Annotated in this window: 15 protein-coding genes and 1 pseudogene; 10 read left to right on the top strand and 6 right to left on the bottom strand. The window is 35.4% G+C overall.

Going from position 1 to position 21515, the window contains the following annotated elements; genetic code table 11:
* Nucleotides 1-250: 250 nt before the first annotated feature.
* From F6K18_RS14490 to F6K18_RS14480, 3 genes are all read right to left on the bottom strand, one after another.
* Nucleotides 251-1357, bottom strand: coding sequence for an aldo/keto reductase (locus F6K18_RS14490; protein WP_287521795.1), 1107 nt, complete (start codon nucleotides 1355-1357; stop codon nucleotides 251-253).
* A 336-nt stretch (nucleotides 1358-1693) separates the two neighbouring features.
* On the bottom strand, nucleotides 1694-2635 hold the full coding sequence (locus tag F6K18_RS14485; protein WP_287521793.1) for a DUF3768 domain-containing protein: 942 nt from the start codon (nucleotides 2633-2635) through the stop codon (nucleotides 1694-1696).
* Nucleotides 2636-3784: 1149 nt separating this feature from the next.
* Nucleotides 3785-4120, bottom strand: a complete 336-nt coding sequence (locus F6K18_RS14480; RefSeq protein WP_124144708.1) for a ribbon-helix-helix domain-containing protein — start codon at nucleotides 4118-4120, stop codon at nucleotides 3785-3787.
* Between the two features lie 98 nt (nucleotides 4121-4218).
* Here F6K18_RS14480 and F6K18_RS14475 point away from each other — a divergent pair, with 98 nt between their 5' ends.
* The 5 genes from F6K18_RS14475 (at nucleotide 4219) to F6K18_RS36625 (ending at nucleotide 8092) form a co-directional block, all read left to right on the top strand.
* Nucleotides 4219-4470 (top strand): hypothetical protein, encoded by a 252-nt coding sequence (locus F6K18_RS14475; protein ID WP_287521791.1) that lies wholly within the window; start codon nucleotides 4219-4221, stop codon nucleotides 4468-4470.
* A gap of 317 nt (nucleotides 4471-4787) precedes the next feature.
* A complete protein-coding gene (locus F6K18_RS14470) occupies nucleotides 4788-5294 on the top strand; it encodes an HNH endonuclease (protein WP_353735084.1) in 507 nt (168 codons plus the stop codon).
* Nucleotides 5295-6091: 797 nt separating this feature from the next.
* The gene (locus F6K18_RS14465) at nucleotides 6092-6493 is read left to right on the top strand and encodes an alr0857 family protein (protein ID WP_287521788.1); all 402 of its coding nucleotides are present in this window, start codon (nucleotides 6092-6094) and stop codon (nucleotides 6491-6493) included.
* A 1139-nt stretch (nucleotides 6494-7632) separates the two neighbouring features.
* On the top strand, nucleotides 7633-7878 hold the full coding sequence (locus F6K18_RS36630; protein ID WP_353735082.1) for a hypothetical protein: 246 nt from the start codon (nucleotides 7633-7635) through the stop codon (nucleotides 7876-7878).
* 37 nt (nucleotides 7879-7915) lie between these two features.
* Nucleotides 7916-8092, top strand: coding sequence for a hypothetical protein (locus F6K18_RS36625; protein WP_353735081.1), 177 nt, complete (start codon nucleotides 7916-7918; stop codon nucleotides 8090-8092).
* A 387-nt stretch (nucleotides 8093-8479) separates the two neighbouring features.
* On the opposite strand, the gene F6K18_RS14455 is transcribed toward F6K18_RS36625, so the two are convergent.
* Together F6K18_RS14455 and aroB are read right to left on the bottom strand one after the other, a co-directional pair.
* On the bottom strand, nucleotides 8480-9295 hold the full coding sequence (locus F6K18_RS14455) for a KilA-N domain-containing protein (protein ID WP_287521786.1): 816 nt from the start codon (nucleotides 9293-9295) through the stop codon (nucleotides 8480-8482).
* 1050 nt (nucleotides 9296-10345) lie between these two features.
* Nucleotides 10346-11437, bottom strand: a complete 1092-nt coding sequence (gene aroB, locus F6K18_RS14450) for a 3-dehydroquinate synthase (protein ID WP_287521785.1) — start codon at nucleotides 11435-11437, stop codon at nucleotides 10346-10348.
* 80 nt (nucleotides 11438-11517) lie between these two features.
* On the opposite strand from aroB, the gene F6K18_RS14445 reads away from it, so the two are divergent.
* Both F6K18_RS14445 and F6K18_RS14440 read left to right on the top strand, forming a co-directional pair.
* Nucleotides 11518-11619, top strand: a complete 102-nt coding sequence (locus F6K18_RS14445) for a cytochrome b6-f complex subunit PetL (protein ID WP_124144714.1) — start codon at nucleotides 11518-11520, stop codon at nucleotides 11617-11619.
* 250 nt (nucleotides 11620-11869) lie between these two features.
* Nucleotides 11870-12334 (top strand): annotated as a pseudogene (locus F6K18_RS14440) (DUF29 domain-containing protein).
* Between the two features lie 661 nt (nucleotides 12335-12995).
* Here the strand turns inward: F6K18_RS14440 and F6K18_RS14435 are convergent.
* Entirely contained in the window at nucleotides 12996-14963 is a 1968-nt protein-coding gene (locus tag F6K18_RS14435; protein ID WP_287277489.1) for a WD40 repeat domain-containing serine/threonine-protein kinase, read from the bottom strand.
* A gap of 1106 nt (nucleotides 14964-16069) precedes the next feature.
* Between F6K18_RS14435 and F6K18_RS14430 the strand changes: the two genes are divergently transcribed.
* The 3 genes from F6K18_RS14430 (at nucleotide 16070) to F6K18_RS14420 (ending at nucleotide 21433) form a co-directional block, all read left to right on the top strand.
* Complete coding sequence (locus F6K18_RS14430; RefSeq protein ID WP_287521784.1) at nucleotides 16070-17284, top strand: HEAT repeat domain-containing protein; 1215 nt, start codon at nucleotides 16070-16072, stop codon at nucleotides 17282-17284.
* Between the two features lie 1027 nt (nucleotides 17285-18311).
* Nucleotides 18312-20033, top strand: coding sequence for a GTPase HflX (gene hflX, locus F6K18_RS14425; protein WP_287521782.1), 1722 nt, complete (start codon nucleotides 18312-18314; stop codon nucleotides 20031-20033).
* Between the two features lie 227 nt (nucleotides 20034-20260).
* Nucleotides 20261-21433: an RNA-guided endonuclease TnpB family protein gene (locus F6K18_RS14420; RefSeq protein ID WP_287521781.1), complete on the top strand. Its 1173-nt coding sequence runs from the start codon at nucleotides 20261-20263 to the stop codon at nucleotides 21431-21433.
* Nucleotides 21434-21515: the final 82 nt, after the last annotated feature.

The raw sequence follows: 21515 nt of genomic DNA, 5'->3' as shown, positions 1-21515 counted from the left end.
GTTTAATAAGTCACAGACCTGACAGCTGTATTCTATGTTAATGAAAACCGCTATAATTTTCGGTGCGTTACGCTACCGCTAACACACCCTACTGGACTATATTTTACAGCGGTTTTCCTGCACGGTAGACCACAGTAGAGATGTTCTATGGAACGTCCCTACAGAGTTTTGATTGTGACGTGAGTTCATCAATATGAAAAGCACTGTACTAATAACTGAAATGACAGAGCGATCGCCACAACAGCAAAATTCATCCAACAAAGTCTATTAACTGGTTAAAGTCCGCAGCATCTAATAGAGGAATGCTAGTTAAGGCCAGATTTTCTGCTATATGCTTAGGAGATTTCATTCCAACTAAGGCCGAAGATAAACCAGGCACACTGCGGGTAAATTGGAGAGCGCGTACTGCATCTGTTTTCAGATTTTCAATGCTATGAATGATGTTTTGAGGAAGTTGCATGAGGTTTTTAGCTTGGGCAATGGACGCACTGGCGATCGCATTAATACCCAATTGGTTTGCTGCGGTAATGGCAGGTAAAATTTTGCTGTCTATAGGTTGAGTAGGAGTGATAACTGCTTCTGGCATTGTCAAGTTTACTGGCAGTTGAATGAATTGGAAGCGATCGCCTTTTCCACCTGCTACTTGTTGAGCGATAGATTTAGCTTTAGCTAAGTCTATATGTTTTGCATCTGTTGGTGGCACTCGAAAACCTTGCCAAGTAGCTATTCCATAAGCAGTTATTTTGCCAGCATCAGCAGCTTTTTCTAACACTGCAAAAACAGCTTTCAGACGACGATAAAATTCATCCGGAGGAATAATTCCCAGTTGAGTTTCTGGATTATGTAAATAATAAATATCAATGGTTTCCACTCCCAAATTTATTAAGCTGCGCTCTAGTTGGTCTTGAATATATTCTGGGTGCATACAGTGAATTCCTGCCACCATATCTGTCATTTGAATATTAAATTTGGGGTGATCTACATACTCTTGTTTAAACCATTTTTCTCTTTCTCGGTTAGGAATAAAACCGCCCTTGGAACAAATAATTAATTCTGCTCTCGATACTGTTTGTGATTCTATTAAATGAACAAGAGCTGCTTTAACACTCATTTCTCCATGTTGAGACCGATAATTAATAGCAGTATCTATTAAATTTATTCCGCTTTTTACCGATTTAATAATTGCTTCTGTGACTAAATTATCTGTTGTGGCATCTGATTTTCCAAGATATGTGCCGATACCTATTGAACTCATTGTTAAGCTATTAATTTCTCGGAAGTGTTTTTGAAGACATTCTGTTTGATGGAGTTGAGCATAAGACTTAGTTGCCGCTATTGTTGCTTTTCCTGAAATCACTATTTTATTCCTTGATTTTTTTTTCAGTTATTAATATCTTGAATACTGTTTTGCATTTATTAAAAAATCTATGTTCTCCATCAATTAAACGCAAAAATAAGCCCCTAAATTTATTGATAGCACAGGGAAAGAATTGGTGAGGAAATAAACTGAATAATGAACCTTAGAGAGGGAAAAATATTTCCCACTGTTGCCTCACACCGAGTTCGCTACCAAGTGCGTCTAACGTGCGTTGTGCGCCAGCTAAACAAAAAAACTTTCTCCTTCTATTCCTCATTTCTTATTCTTTCTTCCCTTCTGACTCCTGAGGACTGACTCCTGAGGACTGACTGATGTCTAATATTCATCAGCTCGTATTACCAATAATACTCTGGTAGTTTTATTGATATCTTCTGGTGCATCTGACAGCATAATCATACTTGTATCTAGATAGTCAATTTTCCAAACGTATTCTACATCATCCATTATAACTTTACCCCCATTATGTTCACCTTTAGGATCGTTTTCTGATGTAAAATTAGAAAAATCTTGAATTTCTTTAAACAGTTGTTTTTGCTTTTTTCTGGGTAATGCTAATACTTGCCTACTCATTTTGTAATCTCCTAAACTTTTATCCCCATTTCTAAAGCGATCGTTTAACTTAGCTATTGTTGTTTTTTTAACTTGTTCTTCTGTAGTTCTATTCCACAATTCTTGAGCAGAATATACTAAAGAATTGAATTTCTCAAAGACACTTCTATCCCAACATGAAACTGATTCAATTTTTGTTATTAAACTTGACCAATTTATTTGATTCTCAATTTTGATTGCTCTTTCTGGCTGAAATTTATCTTCTATTAAGAGTAGAGTTAAATATGGCATTTTTTGTAGTTTGTATAGAGGAGAAGGTAAAATATCTCCACCATAATGATTAATCCAGATGTGATAAATATAATCATTTCCAGATAACCTGAAAAGTACATATAGTGGTGCAACAAATACAGGACCTACTTTTGTGATAAAAACTCCTGCTTTAGCAGTAACCTTTACAGAACTTTCTAAACTCCAACTTTTCCCAGGAGACACTTTTAATAAAAATAATGGTTCATAATCTGTTGTTAACCCTTTTCCTGTAGACAGAGGTAAAAAAATTTGATTTGTTCCAGAACGAGAACTAGTTAAAATCCAATTCCAAGTTGACGTACCTACTGGAGACTGACTAAATATCTTCAAAAAATCATCTGGTTGAGATTCAGGGCATTGTTTACGTTGATTTAAGAGTTGTTTATTTCTGCTCATTTTTTCTATAATAGTTTGATTTTAAAGATTTTTTTAAGTTTCCAGATTTTTATAGTTAATATTAACTGTGCATTAATTTTTCGACTTTTATTGGCACTTGAACTAAACTATAGAATAGCAATTTACTTCTTAAATTTTATAATAGCTTAACTACAGAAGAAAGAAGAAAGTAAAAAAATTAATTAAGATTTCAGTTGATTTTGGCTACTAGATTTTACGATGACCAGTTTTCTACCTGACTCTATGTTGAGTGTTTTGGCCAGAAGTTCCTGTTGATGAACTTAGTTGAAGTAGTAAAATTTTCTCTTAGTGTAGGTATTAAGTATTACACAGTTGATGGTAAATGAAAAATATGAAAATTTTGGAAAAATATGGGTTCAAATTTATTTGGTTGATTTAGGTCAGTAACACAACTTAAAACTTGATATTTTTATACATAGCTAAAACTTATAACTACAATTTCATTTAATCATTTATAAATCATGGTATTTATTAATTGATTTTATGATTATTTGCATATAACTATTTTCAACTTATTTGTTTGATATATAATTTTTGATAAACTAAGATAAAAAAGTTTTTTGCTAAAGATAATTGCCAAAAACTTACTGGGATAAGTAAGTAATGTTTCAAAAAAAATCTATATTTTCTTAATGTAAACATTCAGTCGTCAGCTATCAGCTATCAGCTATTTTTTAGTTTTAGATCAAAGCTTTATTAATTAAGTCAGAATTAAATCTGACTACAAAAGCTGACTTTAAAGTCTATATTAATTTCAACTCCCTCTTTAAGGTTAGGATATCATTGCGGAAAGCTGACAGCTAATAGCTGTTTGCGCAGCAGTCCGCAGGAAATGCTTACTTCTTAATAGATTGGCGATCTAGCAATCCTAAATAATTCGTGATAAGTACTTGAGTGATTGTAGCTATTGACAAATTAATTCTTTCTCCCTACTCCCTACTCCCTACTCCCTACTCCCTATCTTTCTCCTCACTCCCCTACTCCCTCACTCCCTCACTCCCCTACTCCCCTACTTCCCCACTCCCAACTTACAGAGGTGATGGGCAAACAGACAAATAAATAAATTTGGGCATCGTCATCTTTTATACTTCTCAATTGCCGATCACCCATCACCAATATAAATTTTAGTTAATCATCCATACTATCAATACTGAGGGGCACCATATCACCATTATTCGTAAGTCCTAATAACATCGATTCATTTGCTCGTATCACTTTGCCAGTAAGCACACATCGTTCCTCCTGTTGGGCCGTTGCAGGAAGACTAGCTCGAATATCCGAATGAGAAAACTGTGGCCGATAATCTCCAGACTTTTGCTGGACATAGTTCCAGAGGATATCTCGAATCAAAGCTTGATAGCCCTTATTATTAGCTAGTCTTTTCAACCTATCCTTTAACTCCCTTTCCAAACGAATGCTAGTAACTTCCATATCAGTAGTTGAAGTTCTAGGAATTGTGTACATGATTTTTTTTCTCCTTAATTTTTAGGTAGACATCTCTGTAATATTAGTGTAGTATAAAAAAGGTTAGATTTGAAACCCAACTTTTTGAGAGCCTTCCTGTGAACTATTCATTTATTCAAGCCATCCCTCTGTCAGAAAACAACCTATTTGAAGGTTGTAGGACTATTTCATGGCTGATGTTGGGAGAAATATTATCTGATAGAAATGATTTTGGCATTGATGATGGAGGTTTGGAGCTACTCGAAAAATTTAATCATATTTTTCAAATTGAACGGCCAAACATTAGGTCAAATCAATTTCTCAGAAGCGGGAGGTACAGACCAAAAAAATCTGTACATAAGTCAGACTAAAAGGTATAAAAATCTTTTTTCTAGCCCCCGCTTCCGAATAAGTAGAAGCAGGGGTTGTTAGTTTTAAATAGGACCGGGAAATAGAAAAATAAAATTAATTTTTGAATTCGGACAATTAAAAAGCATTAAGCATTTCAGTAGTTCAGCAATCAGCGGTCAGCTTGGCGCGGACTGCTCCGTAAACAGATACCTAATTATATTCACAAATTTTTAGGCTGAAGTGCTGAAGTGCTAATAGCTGATAGCTAATTAATTGAAAAACCAGTTGCTATAAAAAATCTAAAATTTTAAATTTAGGAGGTAAAGCAGTGACCAGCATGACTCAAGTATTAAACCAATCTGTAGTCGTATTTTCTCAGAACTACTTACCCATGACCCGCGTAAATATCAAGCGGGCGATCGCTCTGTTGGTTACTGGCAAAGCTGAACCTCTAGATTTTGATAATGGCAGTGGTTGGCCTGTGCGTTCTCCTAGTTTGGTCTTATATGTGCCGGAACAAATTCGTCTAACGATGGCCTCCCAAGAACGGGAGTGGAAAGTTCCTCCAGTCAACCGCAAGGAAGTGTTAAAGCGGGATCATCACCGTTGCCAATATTGCGGGACTACTAAACGTCTCACCTTAGATCATGTTATTCCTCGGTCTCGGGGTGGTAAACATAGTTGGGATAATGTAGTTACGGCTTGCGAAAGGTGCAATGCGATGAAAGGTAGTCGTACTCCTAATGAGGCAGGGATGAAATTATTAAATCAACCGAAAACACCAATACATCCGACTATTGCATTTGCTGAACAGTTCTGGCGCGAACGACAACACGAGGTTTAGAAGGTTTTATTTTTTTACTGAAGCAGACCTAAAAAGTTGTCTATAAGTTTCGTTAGTTCTAGTGAAGTAACTAGAGCTAAATTTTGATGTCATTATTTTGAGCAGAAAATAGTCAAAATAATAGACATCTCCAGAAAAGAGGAAATAGGGAATAGGGAATAGGGAATAGGGAGAAATCATTGATGATTTCTGTACGATAATTGATTTGATTTTTTATTTTTGGAGATGTCTAATGATCCGATACCAATTCACTTTAAAAATGTCACAAATAGTTTCAAATTACATAAGTGAAATAATTTACTGAAATTACTGTGGCATAAAAGTTTGGGGTCTATAAAATCTTATTTTTGACTTTTAAGTAAAGTTTGGAGTCTATAAAATCTTATTTTTGACTTTTGACTTTTGACTTTTAAGTAAAGTTTGGAGTCTATAAAATCTTACTTTTGACTTTTAAGTTCCGTGAAACGGTATTTTGACTTTTGACTTTTAAGTAAAGTTTGGAGTCTATAAAATCTTACTTTTGACTTTTGACTTTTGACTTTTAACTTCCGTGAAACGGTATTTTGACTTTTGACTTTTAAGTAAAGTTTGGAGTCTATAAAATCTTACTTTTGACTTTTGACTTTTGACTTTTAACTTCCGTGAAACGGTATTTTGACTTCTGACTTCGTTAAGCGCCAGATGTTGCTAACAAAACTAATTTCAATAACTGCAAAGAGTTTTGAGTTTTGAGTTATAGATTAATTACTCAATAACATCCGAAGCTCTTCCAATTAAAAAAGGAGAGACCACCGGGAATGCTAAAATTAACTTATACTGAATCTGGCTTTTATATGGAGCGTTTGGCTCAATCTCCCGAACAGTTGATAGCACTACGGGTAATCTTGGCTATGCGAGTTGGTCAAAAAATTGTAGTTGAACCAAGTTCTGCAGCTTTTTTGCTACCTGTAAATTTACCTGAGTTGTCGATGTTGGAGATGGCTATGCAAAAGGAGGGTGGAGAAGATATTGCCTTTTGTGTTACTGATGATGAGTTTGTGGAAGTTAGTTTAGGAGGAACTTGGATAACAGTAGATCCAGAATATGAGAATGGGATTTTTATTACTGCGTTGAGCGATCGGATTGAATTGTTACTTTTTAAGTTGTGGCAAGCGACTGAGGCGAATGCGTCAGTGAGTCAGGAAGCCAGTGATTGTTGAAATTGTCAATAGGCAATATATAGAACCCATTTGGTATCTATTTAAAAATAGAGGAGGAGATGGGGGGATGGGGAGATGGGGAGATGGGGAGATGAGAGAATTTTTCTACCTACTTACGCTATCGGGTGGCGCGGGGTCGCATTAGCTTTTTCCCCTATTCTCGTTCCTGAATTTCCACAACTTATGATGACTGAGGACTGCAACCAAAAGCATATACCGCGTCCAAAGCTCCCACTCAGGGGTTCTATATAAGTAATAATGTAGGGATGCTCCATGGAACATCTCTACAAGAATTTCAGGCAATATTCTCTTTTTTGTCAGGAATGCGATCGCTAATTATCCAAAAGTAGTTTCAAATTAAAAATTAGACAAGAGGGATAAACTATAGATTTAACTTATCGCGTCAGTAATTAAAATTATTTATTTTAATCAAAAAATATCTGATTTTCCCCCAATTATTACAAAATATTTCACGCACTTGCGTTGTTTCAGCGATTTGGTATCATAGTTTGTACATAGTATATAATGCTATTTTTATAGCTAAAAGTAAAAAATCCTCTATTTAATCAAGCTAAAACTTAGTATTTACGTTAATATCATCTCCAATATTCACATTGTTTGTCTGGTTGGATAACTTGAAAAAAACAAATTTTAGATAAGTAGAAGTGCTTAAGTAATCATAGCCATTGACGGATTAATTTTTATAAGGTAGGAAAGTAGTGATTCAAAACCGAATATTTCAGGAATCGTCATTTCAGTTGTCAGTTATCAGTTGTCAAAAATAATAGGTGTTGCTGAATTAAGGGATGAATATAAGTGGGGTGGGTATCCTGCCCATCCGAAAATATAAAGAACGGGAAAATATAAAGAACAGGAACGGGCAAGATGCCCATTCCACAAAACTATTAAAATCATCAGAAATATCCTAGCTATTTGTAGCAAAAATTTATCAATTTGGTATTACCAAATAATTAATAATTAAATAATTCTGGTTTAAAGCCTCCTCTTTTAAGGGGAAAAAAAGTGCTAGGATATTTCCTTATATTCAATCAAGAACGGTTTTAACCAGAAGTAATTATCAATTATCAATTATCCATTATCAATTATCAATTAATGAATTCTTCTTTCCCTCTTATAATATGTCTTACAGCGAATTTACTCTCTCACAATTAGAAGTTGAATTTAATTTGATACTTCAGGAGCGAGTTGAATTATTTAAGTCTATAAAATCTGTAAATCCTAGTGCCTTATTGAGAGAAATTTTGGCTGAAAATATTCCTTTGGCATTAGAAATTGATACAGAAAAAGCTCGTTTCCTGACGGAATGCTCCGCAAACAGAATTGATTATTTCTCCAATCATTGTGGAACTCAGAAAATACTTTAACCGCCAAATTAGTTGATTTTCTGGCACAGAATTTAATGTGGATAAAAGTAAGGGATTAACGGGAAGATGTGATTTTATAATTAGTTCTTCTCCCAAACAGTTAGAGGTAACCGCTCCTGTGGTGACAATTGTTGAGGCAAAAAACGATAATATTAAATCTGGACTAGCTCAGTGTATTGCGGAAATGGTTGCTGCTCAATTGTTTAATCGATAGAAAAATAATCAAATTTATTGTATTTATGGAATCGTTACAACAGGGAGTAATTGGAAGTTTTTAAGGTTGACAGAAAATCAAGTGGAAATTGAAGCGGGTGAGCATTTTATTGGGAATTTGGAATATCTGTTTGGCATTTTAATTTATATCATTGAAAATACTTGTTATGATTAATTGTTTCGTAAAATAGGGGGTATTATAGCGAGTTTCATTTCAGTCAAGTACACTGCTAGCAGGAAAAATTACTATAGTAATAAGTAGAATTATTTAAGTCTGTAGAACTTGTAAATCCTAATCTCAAAATAATTTTATAATTAAGATAACACCAAAATATCTATTCCACCTGAGCGCAAATTAAGCAAACATAAACATTCACTATTTGTGAGATTAAATCTTTGCTTTAAGTCTTTTCAAAACTGGTTTAATTTCATAACCAATAGCTTCTGAAATTACCTTGCATTCTTCTGGAGTCACATATTTTCTGACATATTCAGGAAATTTGTCAGGGATGTAAGTTTCTTCTAGCCACTGATGAAATTCTCCCAGTAATTTATAGGGATAAATATTAGCAAGCTGTTCACCTCTTTTATCTGGATAATGGTGAATATACTGTTCAAAATCTGTTTCATATCCGTTCTGTTTTAGCCAATGACACCAAGTTCTACCAACCGAAATGTCAATAGTTGCTCTATCATGTAAAGAGACATTGTTAGATTCCAAATTCCTCATTAATTTACCAACTTCTTCAAAAACACACCATCTACCTTTTGGTAGTTTAGTTTTCTCTTCAAACAACCTTAAGCGTTCGTACCAAACACGTTGGTAAGGGTGCAATTTTATAGGTTCGTGAATAGCAGGTTTTTGATTTGTGAAAAGCCATTGCTCGACCCATTCAGACACCATCATTTCAAATTCAGGTGAAAGCCACATCGCAAAAGAAACAGCAAGCTTAGGATGAATCCAAACTTGTTGATTTTTACCTTCTCCTTTTTTTTCCACAAGATGATAAACCTCAACTCTTGTTTTATCAGACAAAAGCTCTATGTATTCATTTGTTCTATCCTTTTCAAACCAGCTATTGGGGTTTTTATACTTTCCTGTTTTATTTTTGTATGCTCTCGCTAATTTAGTTGCGTTGATATAGCCGTCAGAATGGCGTTGAGTTACTACTAATTCCCCAACAGAGTGTTCAATGTAGTGCATTCTAATTTATCCTTTTTTAAATAATTTACTTAATTTGTAAGATCACATTTGTTTATAACAAATAAAAGCAAATATAGGTAGCATTTTCCGAACTGAAAAGTTCGTCAACCACTAATCATAGAATAAATTTTTGCTGTGGGGATAATTTACTGTAATTTTAATCTATGAAAAAATATTATTGATATGGAGCAAGTATTATTAATTAGCCATAATAAAATATTTTCTCTGATAAATTTCTCCACTGCTCCCTGTTCCCTGTTCCCTGCTGCCTAAAATTTTTATGGTGGGTATTCAAAGATACATGGTAAGCATTTCCTGCGGAATGCTGCGCAAACAGCTATTAGCTGTCAGCTCTTAGCTCTTATGAGGGGATTTTAATATATAGATTTAAAGGCAGCTTTTAGGCGTAAAATTTAATTCTCATTCAATGAGTAAAGCTTTTATCTATAACTAAAAATAAGCAATAGCTGATGGCTGATAGCTGACGGCTGAATGCTTACGATACATGATATGACACGAATTAACTCTCCTTTGAATATCTCAAATCCGCTAATAACTTTATGAATACAATGAGCAAAATTTTCCCAATAATGCTCGTATAGACAAATAATAATTCCAGCATAATTGGGATAGACTTAACAAAGTCAGAAGTCAGAACTCAGAACTCAGAAGTCATTTTTGTAACGGGAATCTGAGCAAAGCTCCAAAAATATTTCGCCTTAAAAGGCGGGGTTGCGCGACCCATATTATTTTGATAATGTGATTTTATATCTGTACGATTTAGAGTTAAAATCGTATGATTTTATTTAATGGTAAAAACCAAAACTTACTCATAATGAAAGTGATGATTAAGTAGGTAGTTAAACAATTAATAATTAATAATTAATAATTACCTCTATTTGAAAACGGATAGGATTGACTCAAAGGAAACATTTTTCTTGTTTCTCCTTGAAAGGAGAGGCATTTTACCTTAATTATTCGGTAAAACTAAACGTAAAATAACTACAGCAAGTAAATTTCATCAAACTATTATGAATTCTGACTTTTTCTTTAATTAATTCCTGCCAAGACTCCCCTTAATACATCTGCACTAACCTGGTCTGTAATCTTGACCATACCCACCCCAGTCGGTAACACAAACCGTACCTTACCTGCTTTTACCTTTTTATCCGTCTGCAAAGAAATCAAAATTTCCTCAATATCCAACCCACTCGGCAACCTCGTCGGTAAAGCAGCTTTTTCTATCAAAGCTAACTGACGGCGATCGCTCTGTTCATCCCACATCCCCAACTCTACCGCCAACCGACTCGCAGCCACCATCCCAATAGCTACTGCTTCACCATGAGTCACCATAGTATAACCAGTCAAACTTTCCACAGCATGACCAATAGTATGACCGTAATTCAAAATTGCCCTTAATCCCGATTCTTTTTCATCTTTCTCTACCACATCAGCTTTACTTTGGCAAGACCTAATCAAGATTTCCTCTAATAACCCTGGCGTGAGATGATTAATTTCATCAAGCTCCTGACTATTCTCCATTTTGGCAAATAATTCCGCATCCCAGATAGTTCCATATTTAATAACTTCTGCCATTCCACCCCGAAACTCACGCACAGGTAAAGTTTTCAATACTTCCGGGTCAATTAATACGAGACGTGGTTGGTGGAAAGCGCCGATGAGATTTTTACCTTGGGGATGATTGACTCCCGTTTTTCCCCCAATAGCAGCATCCACCATTGCTAATAGAGAGGTGGGAACCTGCACTACATTCAAACCTCGCAACCAAGTCGCTGCTGCAAACCCAGTCATATCCCCAACTACCCCACCACCCAGGGCGACCATTGTCGAAGACCGTTCCATACGGTGTGCTAAAGCTGCATCGTAAATATTATTTAGGGTTTGAAAGTTTTTGTATTGTTCTCCAGCAGGGAGGGTGCAGTGAGAAACATCAAAACCCGCTTGTTGGAGAGAAGCGATCGCTCTAGAGCCATAATGACCAAATATTTCTGGGTTGGAGACCAGCAAGACCTTTTTGACCAAGTGGAGGGGTTGCATTTTTTGGCCAAGTTGGTCCAGGTTGCCAGGAGCGATCGCTATTTCATAGGATTTGGAGGGTAGTTTAACCGTGATGGATGCCATGGATAATTTCAGACTTTGCTATTTTGAACATTAAATATTAGACTTAATTTTATATTATTCGCCATTTTGGAGAAAAGTTAATGACTGTTGATGGAATTATTGCTTTCGTTGTATTGTTTGTTGGTGGTTTAGGTGTAGCTACAGTTTTAATGTTTGGCTTGCGTGCTGTTAAGTTAATCTAGAATTTTATGTTAAGCATTCAGTAGTCAGCCATCAGCTATCAGCTATTGGTTTTAGTTTTAGATAAAAGCTTTAATAATTGAGTCGGAATTAAATCTTACTACAAAAGCTGGCTATATTAATTGAAACCTCCTTATGAGAGCTGAGATCTAATAGCTGTTTCCGCAGCATTCCGCAGGAAATACTTACATTTTATGAGTTCTCCCGTTAGACGTTTTTTAATAGTTTAGCGGGAGTTTATAAGATACAAAAATCAAATATGAAAATCAAGTTACTGATTTAAAATTATTTTATGAGGATGATTATTTTGAGTGCTTAGAAAAGATAATTAAACTGCTAAATAATTGTCAATTAGAGAGCATAGATTATGATAATTTAATTGCAGAGTTAGAAGCCTTGGGTAGAAGTTAAAAAAGCACGGTTGAAAGTTTCGTGATTTTAATTATTCAACATCTTCTATTTTATCAATATTGGGAAAAGGAAAGAGATGATAATTCTAGACATTGGCAGACAGAAATTTTAACATTTCGAACTCAGTTGGAACTAAAACTCACAACAAATTTACGGAATTATTTAGTTAATAGATTAGATTATCTTTATGGTAAAGCCAGAAAAATTGCTCAAGTTAAATCGGAACTGAAATTACCAGAAATTAACCCTTATACTCTCGAACAAATACTTGATGAAGATTGGCTGTCAGGACAAATTATAGATTAGAAGCTACCATCGGTTTAGTTATTTTGATTTATAAAATTATAGATATGCACGAATACACAATTATTGGTTACGACAGAAAAAAAATTATTACTCCTTAGCATTTTTGAGTGGAGTTTTAAGTCCATTTTTCGTAAGTTGGATGAAACAAGTATTAAATCCTAGTTAAAGTAGCTCAAAAACTTGAATCTAAACCTTAGAAAAAAGTTGATTTAGTTCCATTTAGCACCGCTGTATTATCAATGCAAATCAAGCTCCTTGTTTACAGAATTTTGTATATAGAACCCATTTGGGATCTCCTGACCTAATCATAAGCCTTACAGTTTCTTGGTTTAATCATTATTGGCATAAATAGTTACTAAAGGATATTACCTAGACCTAAATTGCTCAAGATATTAGCTACTTCAGAAGCTAATTTAGCTTGAAAAAGATACGGTTAAGAAAAAATTTTCCTTTCAGTCAATCTTCATTGCTTTTAGGGAGAGGTAATTATCAATTATTAATTATTGAATACTCCCTACTCCTCACTTCTTGATTTATAGCAGTAGTCATAACTGTATTTGACATCTCAAAAACTGAAAACTCAGACAAGGCTATTTTTGCTTCTATTGTAGATAACTAAAGCCAACTTCGGTATTTTTTCTTCCTTCTTCCTTCTTCCTTCTTATCCCAATTTCCAAAGCTTAACAGTTTGATCGAAACTACCACTAGCTAAAATTTCTCCATCAGAACTAAATGCAACGGAATTAACCCATCGAGAATGCCCTTTTATAGTGCGTAAAAGTTTCCCTGTTTCTAGATGCCAAATTTTGATAGTATGGTCGCTACTTGCACTAACTAAAGTTTGACTATCTGGGCTAATAACTACAGAATTAACATCATTAGTATGACCGCGTAAAGTGCGTAAAATTTTTCCTGTTTCTAGTTGCCAAATTTTAATATTTTTATCGCTACTACCACTTGCTATTTTGTCGCCATCAGGACTGACAGTCACAGATAAAATTCTGCCATGATGACCGACTAATGTGTAAATTTCTGTTCCAGTTTCCAGATTCCAAGTTTTAATATTATTCTGACTTCCTGTGACTAATATTTTCCCATTCGAACTAATATCAACTGCATAAATACTGTCAGAATGACCGCGAAAAGTATGTAGCATTTTACCTGTAGGTATATGCCAAATTTTGATGGAATCATCGCTACTGCCACTCACTAATTTTTCTCCATCAGGACTAATAGCAATAGAAGTAACTCGCATAAAATGACTTTGCAAAGTTAGTTCTGTTTCGGTTGCTAAATGCCAAATTTTTATCGTCCCATCATAACTACCACTAGCTAATATATTTCCATCTTGGCTGAGAGCGATCGCTACTACATCATTAGTATGGCCTTCAATTATACCTAATTCTTCTCTTGTTTCTAAATTCCAAACTTGAATAGTACCATTACCATTACCACAAGCTAAAATTTGACCGTCTTGACTAATAACTACAGAATAAACTCTTTCTGAATCTGTATTAAAAGTTTCTTCTAAGGAAACTCCATTGGGCAGACTTAACTTTAAATATTTGGGATGAATCCGAAAATAACCAACAAAATGACTACCTCCTATAGCGAGGATAAAAATTATTCCACCTACTAGAAATTTGCCTTGATTTTTAGATAAAAATTTCTCTAGATTATCAGATTTAATTTCCTTTGACCGCTCTGGAGAAAATAAACCGGAATTAAATTGTTTTGGCAAATGACTAATAATTTGAGTAGCGCCAATCCCCAGAAGTAAAATTGCACTACCTAATAAGAATTTGCTTTTTAATGGATGATATTTTTTTTGTATCAAAGATTGAGATAAATCATCTTTTATCTGTCTCCACTGATGTAGAATAGTCTGATAATTTTCTGGATGTTGTTGTGAAATTAAGTCATCAATAAAATCTACTAATTTTGGGGATATTTGAGAAACTTTATCTCGCCAATTTAAGGTCTTAGTATCAGAATTTAAAAATGTAGATGCAGGCTGACCAGTTAACAAGTAAATAAACATATATCCGAGAGCCACAAAATCAGATTGTACAGACTGTAGCTCTAGAGAAAAATTAGTTAATGTTAATTGCCCATTGGGACGGAGAATAATATTACTAGGTTGAATATTTTGATAGAAAAATTGTTTTTCGTGTAATAAGTCTAAGATTTCTATGAGTTGATTTAACCATTCAACAGCTAATTCTTGATTAATGGGTAAATTGTTTTTTCCCAACCAAGTTTGTAGATTTTCTCCAGGAACTTTTTCTCTAACTAAACAGTGTAATTTTTGATTACTGTTTCTCGGTATAAATGTAAAATAACTACCAGGTTTGACTTGAGGAATTCCAGGATGATTCAGTTGCGCTAATATTTTGGCTTGTTGTTGAAATTGAGAGACAGATTCAGGACTATTTATATGTAATACTTTGAGAATTTCTGTGGTTTCTTCTCTTTTAACTTCATAAATAGTTCCCCAGTCAAGAACCCTAAGTTTTTTGACAGCTTGATATTGTCCTTCAATTAATAATTTGGAGCCACAAGCTGTACAATATAAAGGATTATTCTGATTTTCTGGGTAGAAGCAATTAGGATTAATACAGTAGCTCATAATAGCTGTCTAATTCAGTAGAGCTTTTTTGGTGTTTGAAAATCGAGTGAAGCTTAATGATTAAGCTAAGACACATTTAGATTTGATATTCTCTGTTAAGCTAATATACACTTATTTTGAGAATAGTAAAAATAACAAATAAGATATTTCCAGCTACTATTACTATTTTTAAAGTTAATATCTATAGCAGGGAACAGTGGTGCGACCCCGCGTCGGCGTTTTGCTGCGCAACATTTTTGCGCAGAATTCCGTAGGAAAAAGCTTTAGGTCCTTTGTAAGAGGCAAGACACAAGCGGTAGGAACTCGGCAAGGTATTCTCGCCATGGGAACGCTGACCAAGAGAGGGAACGCGCACTCCTGTGAAAGAACAGTGGGAAAAATATTTCCCCTGATTCGGAGCATTATGAGTCTATGTCCTCACCTACCTGTCTATTGCTATATAATTCACAATTTAAATGTACAATAATTTAGGGAATGACCAAAATAAAGAGATAAATTTTTTAAAGCCTAAATAGCCGATTAGACTTTAAACTTATCTAACTATAATATTTGTCTACGTTATATTTCGTATGTATATAAAATATTTATCGGGTAATCAAAATGTTTTGCCGAGTTACATCAATTTTTTGTCACATATTCAGTGGCAACTCAGAAACTAAATAGTCAACTTATAGTCTAACTTCTAATTAAAATCATACCTAACCTAAGCAATCAGCCACTTTGGGCATTAATATTATGTCCAGATAATTAGTGATAAAAAAAACTTTCTTCTCCTTCTCCTCTTCCCTCCTTCTACTCCTGACTCCTGAGGACTGACTCCTGACTCCTCTATTTATAACTGTTTAACCGGACATGATATAACTCAAAATTATTATAGTATCGTAGTATAGTCTTTATTGAATCGTTAGTTTCATTTCAGCGCATTCTACATTATGCTACGCGTAACATAATATTTGTAAAATAGTAGTTTTATAGCTAAAGTTTAAATAATTTGACCATCCTTAACTAACACCAGATATGATTGAATTAAACTATAGTTACTTATTTACCTATTCTGTTTTACCTATTCTGTAAAAGTTGCCTCTGAAAACTCCTAAGAGAACATCATGGCCTATTACAAATCCATCTTTTCTATCATTACCTCCTTGACTTTCCTGTACTCTTCTGCAACCCCGAGTAGAGCTATCGTAGATGATTACAGTACAGGAGAATTAAATAATCGTAGCTTTACAGAAGCAGAAAATTTACAATCAATCAATCAGATTAATTATCCAGTATCATTAGCCAAATCTTCATTTCCTCTGTATATTGCTCAAGATACTGATTCAGAGGCCAATAAATCTCAAAATAACAATCAAAAAGAACCGAAATCCTCGGACTCAAAAGTTCCGAAAGCTATTCGTGTCATACTCAAGGCTCTAGGAGGACGAAAAGCACTATTTATTTTAAGCATAACATCAGTTCTTGTCACTGGTACAGCAGTATTTATCTTACTTAAGCTTTTTGACGATCATCAACCTAAAGACTTAGATCCAGAAGACTTACAATCTCAAGATCAAATACCAAAAACAACTTCAACTGATTTAAATTTAAAGGCTAACGATTCCGAACGGTCCCCCTCTAAATGGCCTAGATTCCCAGAAAACTCTTATTTGGCCAATAAAAACAATTCTTTAGATTCTTTTGTCCCCCCATTACAGAAGTCTGGAGAAAATACTTCTGTAGAAATTTCAAAACATAGTTTAAAATCCCATAATTTAGATATTAAAGCTGAAAATTTTTCTACAATTGAGAGTGAAGAAAATAACCACTATGAGCGACCAGAAAATAAAGTGAATTTATCACAAGCAAATAATCAACATTCTACAGTTGAAGACTCTAGAGATATTACTCTGCCAAATAACTATCCTTTACCAGAAGTTAATGTTGTTGAAGAATTAATTAGTGGTCTACAAAATTTTGACCCGAAAAAACGGCATCATGCTATCTGGGAATTAGGTCAAAGAGGAGATTCTAGAGCTGTTCAACCATTAGTTAATTTACTGATAGATTCTGATTCTAAACAGCAAAGTTTAATTTTAGCCACTCTCTCAGAAATAGGAACTAAAACATTAAAACCAATGAATAGAGCTTTAGCAATGTCAATGCGAAATGACAATGCAGAAGTCAGAAAAAATGCTATCCGAGATTTAACTCGAATTTATGAGTTAATCATTCAAACAACTAGCTTATTGCAACAAGCAGAATATGACCCAGACCCTGAAGTTGAAAAAACAGCAAAATGGGCTTTAGAACAGTTAAATAGAATTCGTCCAAGGTGAGTTCAACAATTAACAATTAATAATTAATAATTAATTATTACCTCTTCTGTAATAGAAGGATTGGCTAAAAGTATTTTTTTTCCTTATCTTGGCCGATGGTTGGCCAGCGAGGAGACCCGAAGAGTGACAGAGCCGCTACCTCTTACAGAGGAGCTTTCCTATCGGGATGCTGCGCAAACGCTAACGCTAATGCCATCCCACCCTTCGGGAAGCTCCAAAGATCGACCGCTTTTTCTCCATGAATGGAGAGGCCTTATACTTTAATTTTTCGGTAACCAAAAACCAATTCGTCCCCAACGACGAAACCCAAAAGCAATTTCCTGAATGCTTGGTGGAAGAGAGTCTGGTATAAAAAAATTCAACATATAGCGCTGTGCGCAGGCAACAGGCAACAGCGGTGCGACCCCGCGACGACGCCAGTCGCAAGGGAATGCGCACCAAGAGAGGCAACAGCTCCGGAAGGGGGAATAAAAAACCGATAATATCAGGCTTTTAGCTATTGGACAGTTACTGTAATTTGTAAATATGCCAGCGCACATTGCTATAATTACCGAAAAATTGTGGGTATGCGCCTCCCTTTTTAAAGGGATAAAAAAAGAGACTATTCCTGATGTCAAACCTCCTTATTGCAGAGGTACTGATAACTGATAACTGAAATGATCGGTCTTATCAAATTATCTTTAAGGTAGATCGCAAGGAATAAATTAAGTTAAAACTCCATTGATTTGAAGCCACCACTTAAGACTTATATTATGTCCGGTAGCATCGGTATTGTATAGCAAAGGAAGGCAACAGGCAACAAACAGGAAGGCAATTGAGCAAGAAAAAAACTTAAATTTCCTGTAGATATCCACGCTAACTTTTACACAAACGATACCAACGGACATGATATTATTTATATTCCCACAAAAATTGTACAAAGGTAATATATCAAGTGGACTGTGTTGAACTCAAAAATTAGGATTATAATAGAATATTTATAATTCTAAAGTAGTATTAGAGAGGGGCCACATTTTCGTGGCTAGGAATGCCTATCGAAACCATCTACGGAAATCTTCAAGGTCTAAAATCTAGCCAACTCAAACAACTGCAACGGTTGTACCATCAGCGATTACCAAGCGATTGTCTAACTACCTCAGAATTTGCCCAAAGAGTCGCCTCAATCAGCAAAGAAGTTGGCCAACCAGTCTGTGTTTATATCAATCGTAGAGGAAAAATTATTCGGGTGGGAATTGGCACACCCCATCAAACCCAAATTCCTCCTCTAGAATTACCCCGTTACGGTGCAAGTCGCCTTAGTGGTATTCGTTGCATTGCTACTAACCTGAAACCAGAAGTGCCTTCAGAAGCTGCTCTGACTGCAATGGTGATTCAACGACTTGATGCTCTGGTGGTGCTTACCCTCACAGGTGAAGGATTTAAACGGAAGGGGGGTGGAGCTACTGGTTATGTTAAACAAGCTTATTTAGCTCACTTGTTACCCACTCAAACAGATCGTACAGATACTAATATCCAAGAATTGCTGTTTTGGACAGTATCACCCCCTCTGAGTCTGGATATGCTTGCCAAACAAGACTTTATTGACTTGATTGATGGATTAGAAGCAGAATTTCAAAGAGAATTTATTGCCCAAGAAGTTGATTCTGACCAAGATAAAGTTCTGTTGGTGGGGCTAAAAACAGACAAAATGAAGGATAGGGAATTTGAAGACGGGTTAGCAGAATTAGCTAGACTTGTTAATACTGCCGGAGGTCTGGTATTAAAGACAATGCAACAGAAGCGATCGCAACCCCATCCTCAAACTGTGGTAGGAGAGGGTAAAGTCCAAGAAATTGCTCTGACTGTTCAAACTGTGGGAGCTAACCTTGTTGTATTTGACCGCGACCTTTCTCCTGCTCAAGTTCGTAACCTAGAAACTAAAGTTGGTGTCAGAGTTGTAGACCGTACTGAAGTTATTCTCGATATTTTTGCTCAACGCGCTCAGTCTCGTGCCGGAAAATTACAGGTCGAACTTGCTCAACTGGAATATACTATCCCGCGTCTAACAGGTCGAGGTGAGGCAATGTCTCGTCTTGGTGGTGGTATTGGTACTAGAGGACCTGGTGAAACTAAGTTAGAAACGGAACGTCGGGCAATTAATGCTCGAATATCTCGGTTGCAGAAAGAGGTAAATCAGTTACAAGCACACCGCTCCCGTCTACGTCAACATCGTCAAAGTCAAGAAGTACCAACGGTGGCAATAGTTGGATACACTAATGCTGGTAAATCTACATTATTAAACACACTTACTAATTCAGAAGTTTATGCAGCAGACAAACTATTTGCCACTCTAGATCCTATTACTCGTCGTCTGACTATTCGTGATGCGGTTACTGAAGAACCAACTACAATTGTGATTACTGACACAGTGGGATTTATTCACGAACTACCTCCTACTCTGATGGATGCTTTTCGGGCAACTCTGGAAGAAGTGACAGATGCAGATGCTTTACTTCATGTGGTCGATCTGTCTCATCCTGCTTGGCAAAGTCAAATACGTTCTGTGATGACTATTTTGGCGGAAATGCCAGAAACTCCAGGACCTGCTTTAGTTGCTTTTAACAAAATTGATGAAGTAGATGGAGATACTTTAAGATTTGCTCACGAAGAATATCCGATGGCAGTATTTATTTCTGCTGCTAAAGCTCTCGGTTTGGAAACTTTGCGTCAACGACTTGCACAACTTATTGATTATGTTATTGCTTCTTAAAGAAGGAAGAAGGGAGAAAGTTTTTTAGGCGTTGGTGAATCCAACTATGAAATCTTATAAGAAACCGGGTTTGTTGGAGACAGATGTCAGTATGATCAGCCATCTATACAAACCCGGTTTCTATGCTTGGAAAGAGGATAGCCAAAATTACCAACACTTAATTATAGGGTTTGTAACTGTTGACTAAAATCTGGTATTATCTATAAAAATCTGGGATTATCTGTTTTATGTTACTTGGATTCAAAACTGAATTACATCCAAATAATAAACAAAAAACCTTATTAGCTAAACACGCTGGTGTAGCTCGTAACGCCTGGAATTGGGGTTTATGGCTGACTAGAAATATACTTAATCACAATTCCAATAATCCTAATAGTAAACTAAAATTTCCTACTGCGATTGACTTGCATAAACTCCTGGTATCAATGGTTAAACCCAATAACTATTGGTATTATGAAGTATCTAAAACAGCACCTCAATATGCTTTGAGATATTTGTCAGCAGCTTGGAAACGTTGCTTTAGCAAAGTGTCTAGCCAACCTAAATTCAAGAAGAAAGGTAGAGATGATAGTTTTACTTTAGATGGTTCTATATCAGTAGGTTTTAATCGTATAAAATTACCTCGGATTGGGTGGATTAAAACATACGAAATACTGCCAGATAATTTTACCCCTAAATCTGTAACTATTAGCAAAAAAGCAAGTCGTTGGTTTGTAAGCTTTAAAATAGACTCAGCTTCCCAAATTACTGAAAAGTCAGTAGATGTAGTTGGTGTAGATTTAGGAGTAAAGTCTCTAGCCACATTATCCACTGGTGAGGTATTTGAAGGCTCTAAGTCCTACAGAAAATTAGAAGCTAGGCTATCTAGACTACAATACCTGAATCGACATAAAGTCAAGTTTTCAAATAACTGGAAAAAAGCACAACTTGATATTGCTCAATTGCATAGCAAAATAGCTAATATCAGAAAAGATACATTACATAAACTGACTACTTACTTGGCTAAAAATCACAGTCAGATAGTAATAGAAGATTTAAATGTATCGGGAATGATGTCAAATCACAAGCTAGCTAAGGCTGTTGCTGATATGGGGTTTTATGAATTTAGAAGACAGTTAGAGTATAAATGTCAACTGTACGGCTCATCCTTAACCATTGTTGATAGATGGTTTCCTAGTTCTAAAACCTGCTCTAACTGTGGTCAGGTTAAGCAATCTCTATCCTTATCAGAGCGTATTTTTGACTGTGAACACTGTGGGTTCAGATGTGACCGAGATTTGAATGCTAGCTTAAATATAGCTATGGCGGTCAGTTCGACCGTGGCAGCCTGTGGACTGGATAACGCCGACGTTGCCAGGAGCGAAGCAGGAATAGAACAGATTGTTTATAGAAAATCATAGATTTATATAGATAATCGTAGGTTTTTAAGAACGGTTTCATGCATCATCGGAAATTTTAGCTTACCATGAATATTCTGTAATT

The sequence above is a fragment of the Okeania sp. SIO2C2 genome, assembly GCF_010692625.1.
Classification (GTDB): Bacteria; Cyanobacteriota; Cyanobacteriia; order Cyanobacteriales; family Microcoleaceae; genus Okeania; species Okeania hirsuta.
The sequence above is the reverse complement of the archived record's forward strand: the minus strand, read 5'-3'. Positions and strand labels throughout refer to the sequence as shown.

Coding starts and splice junctions, on each gene's coding strand:
- F6K18_RS14435 (WP_287277489.1), bottom strand. CDS start 14,963: ATGAGCTACTGTATTAATCCTAATTGCTTCTACCCAGAAAATCAGAAT.
- F6K18_RS14445 (WP_124144714.1), top strand. CDS start 11,518: ATGACTGTTGATGGAATTATTGCTTTCGTTGTATTGTTTGTTGGTGGT.
- F6K18_RS36630 (WP_353735082.1), top strand. CDS start 7,633: ATGTCTTACAGCGAATTTACTCTCTCACAATTAGAAGTTGAATTTAAT.
- F6K18_RS14430 (WP_287521784.1), top strand. CDS start 16,070: ATGGCCTATTACAAATCCATCTTTTCTATCATTACCTCCTTGACTTTC.
- F6K18_RS14465 (WP_287521788.1), top strand. CDS start 6,092: ATGCTAAAATTAACTTATACTGAATCTGGCTTTTATATGGAGCGTTTG.
- F6K18_RS14455 (WP_287521786.1), bottom strand. CDS start 9,295: ATGCACTACATTGAACACTCTGTTGGGGAATTAGTAGTAACTCAACGC.
- F6K18_RS14485 (WP_287521793.1), bottom strand. CDS start 2,635: ATGAGCAGAAATAAACAACTCTTAAATCAACGTAAACAATGCCCTGAA.
- aroB (WP_287521785.1), bottom strand. CDS start 11,437: ATGGCATCCATCACGGTTAAACTACCCTCCAAATCCTATGAAATAGCG.
- F6K18_RS14470 (WP_353735084.1), top strand. CDS start 4,788: ATGACTCAAGTATTAAACCAATCTGTAGTCGTATTTTCTCAGAACTAC.
- F6K18_RS14480 (WP_124144708.1), bottom strand. CDS start 4,120: ATGTACACAATTCCTAGAACTTCAACTACTGATATGGAAGTTACTAGC.
- hflX (WP_287521782.1), top strand. CDS start 18,312: ATGCCTATCGAAACCATCTACGGAAATCTTCAAGGTCTAAAATCTAGC.
- F6K18_RS14420 (WP_287521781.1), top strand. CDS start 20,261: ATGTTACTTGGATTCAAAACTGAATTACATCCAAATAATAAACAAAAA.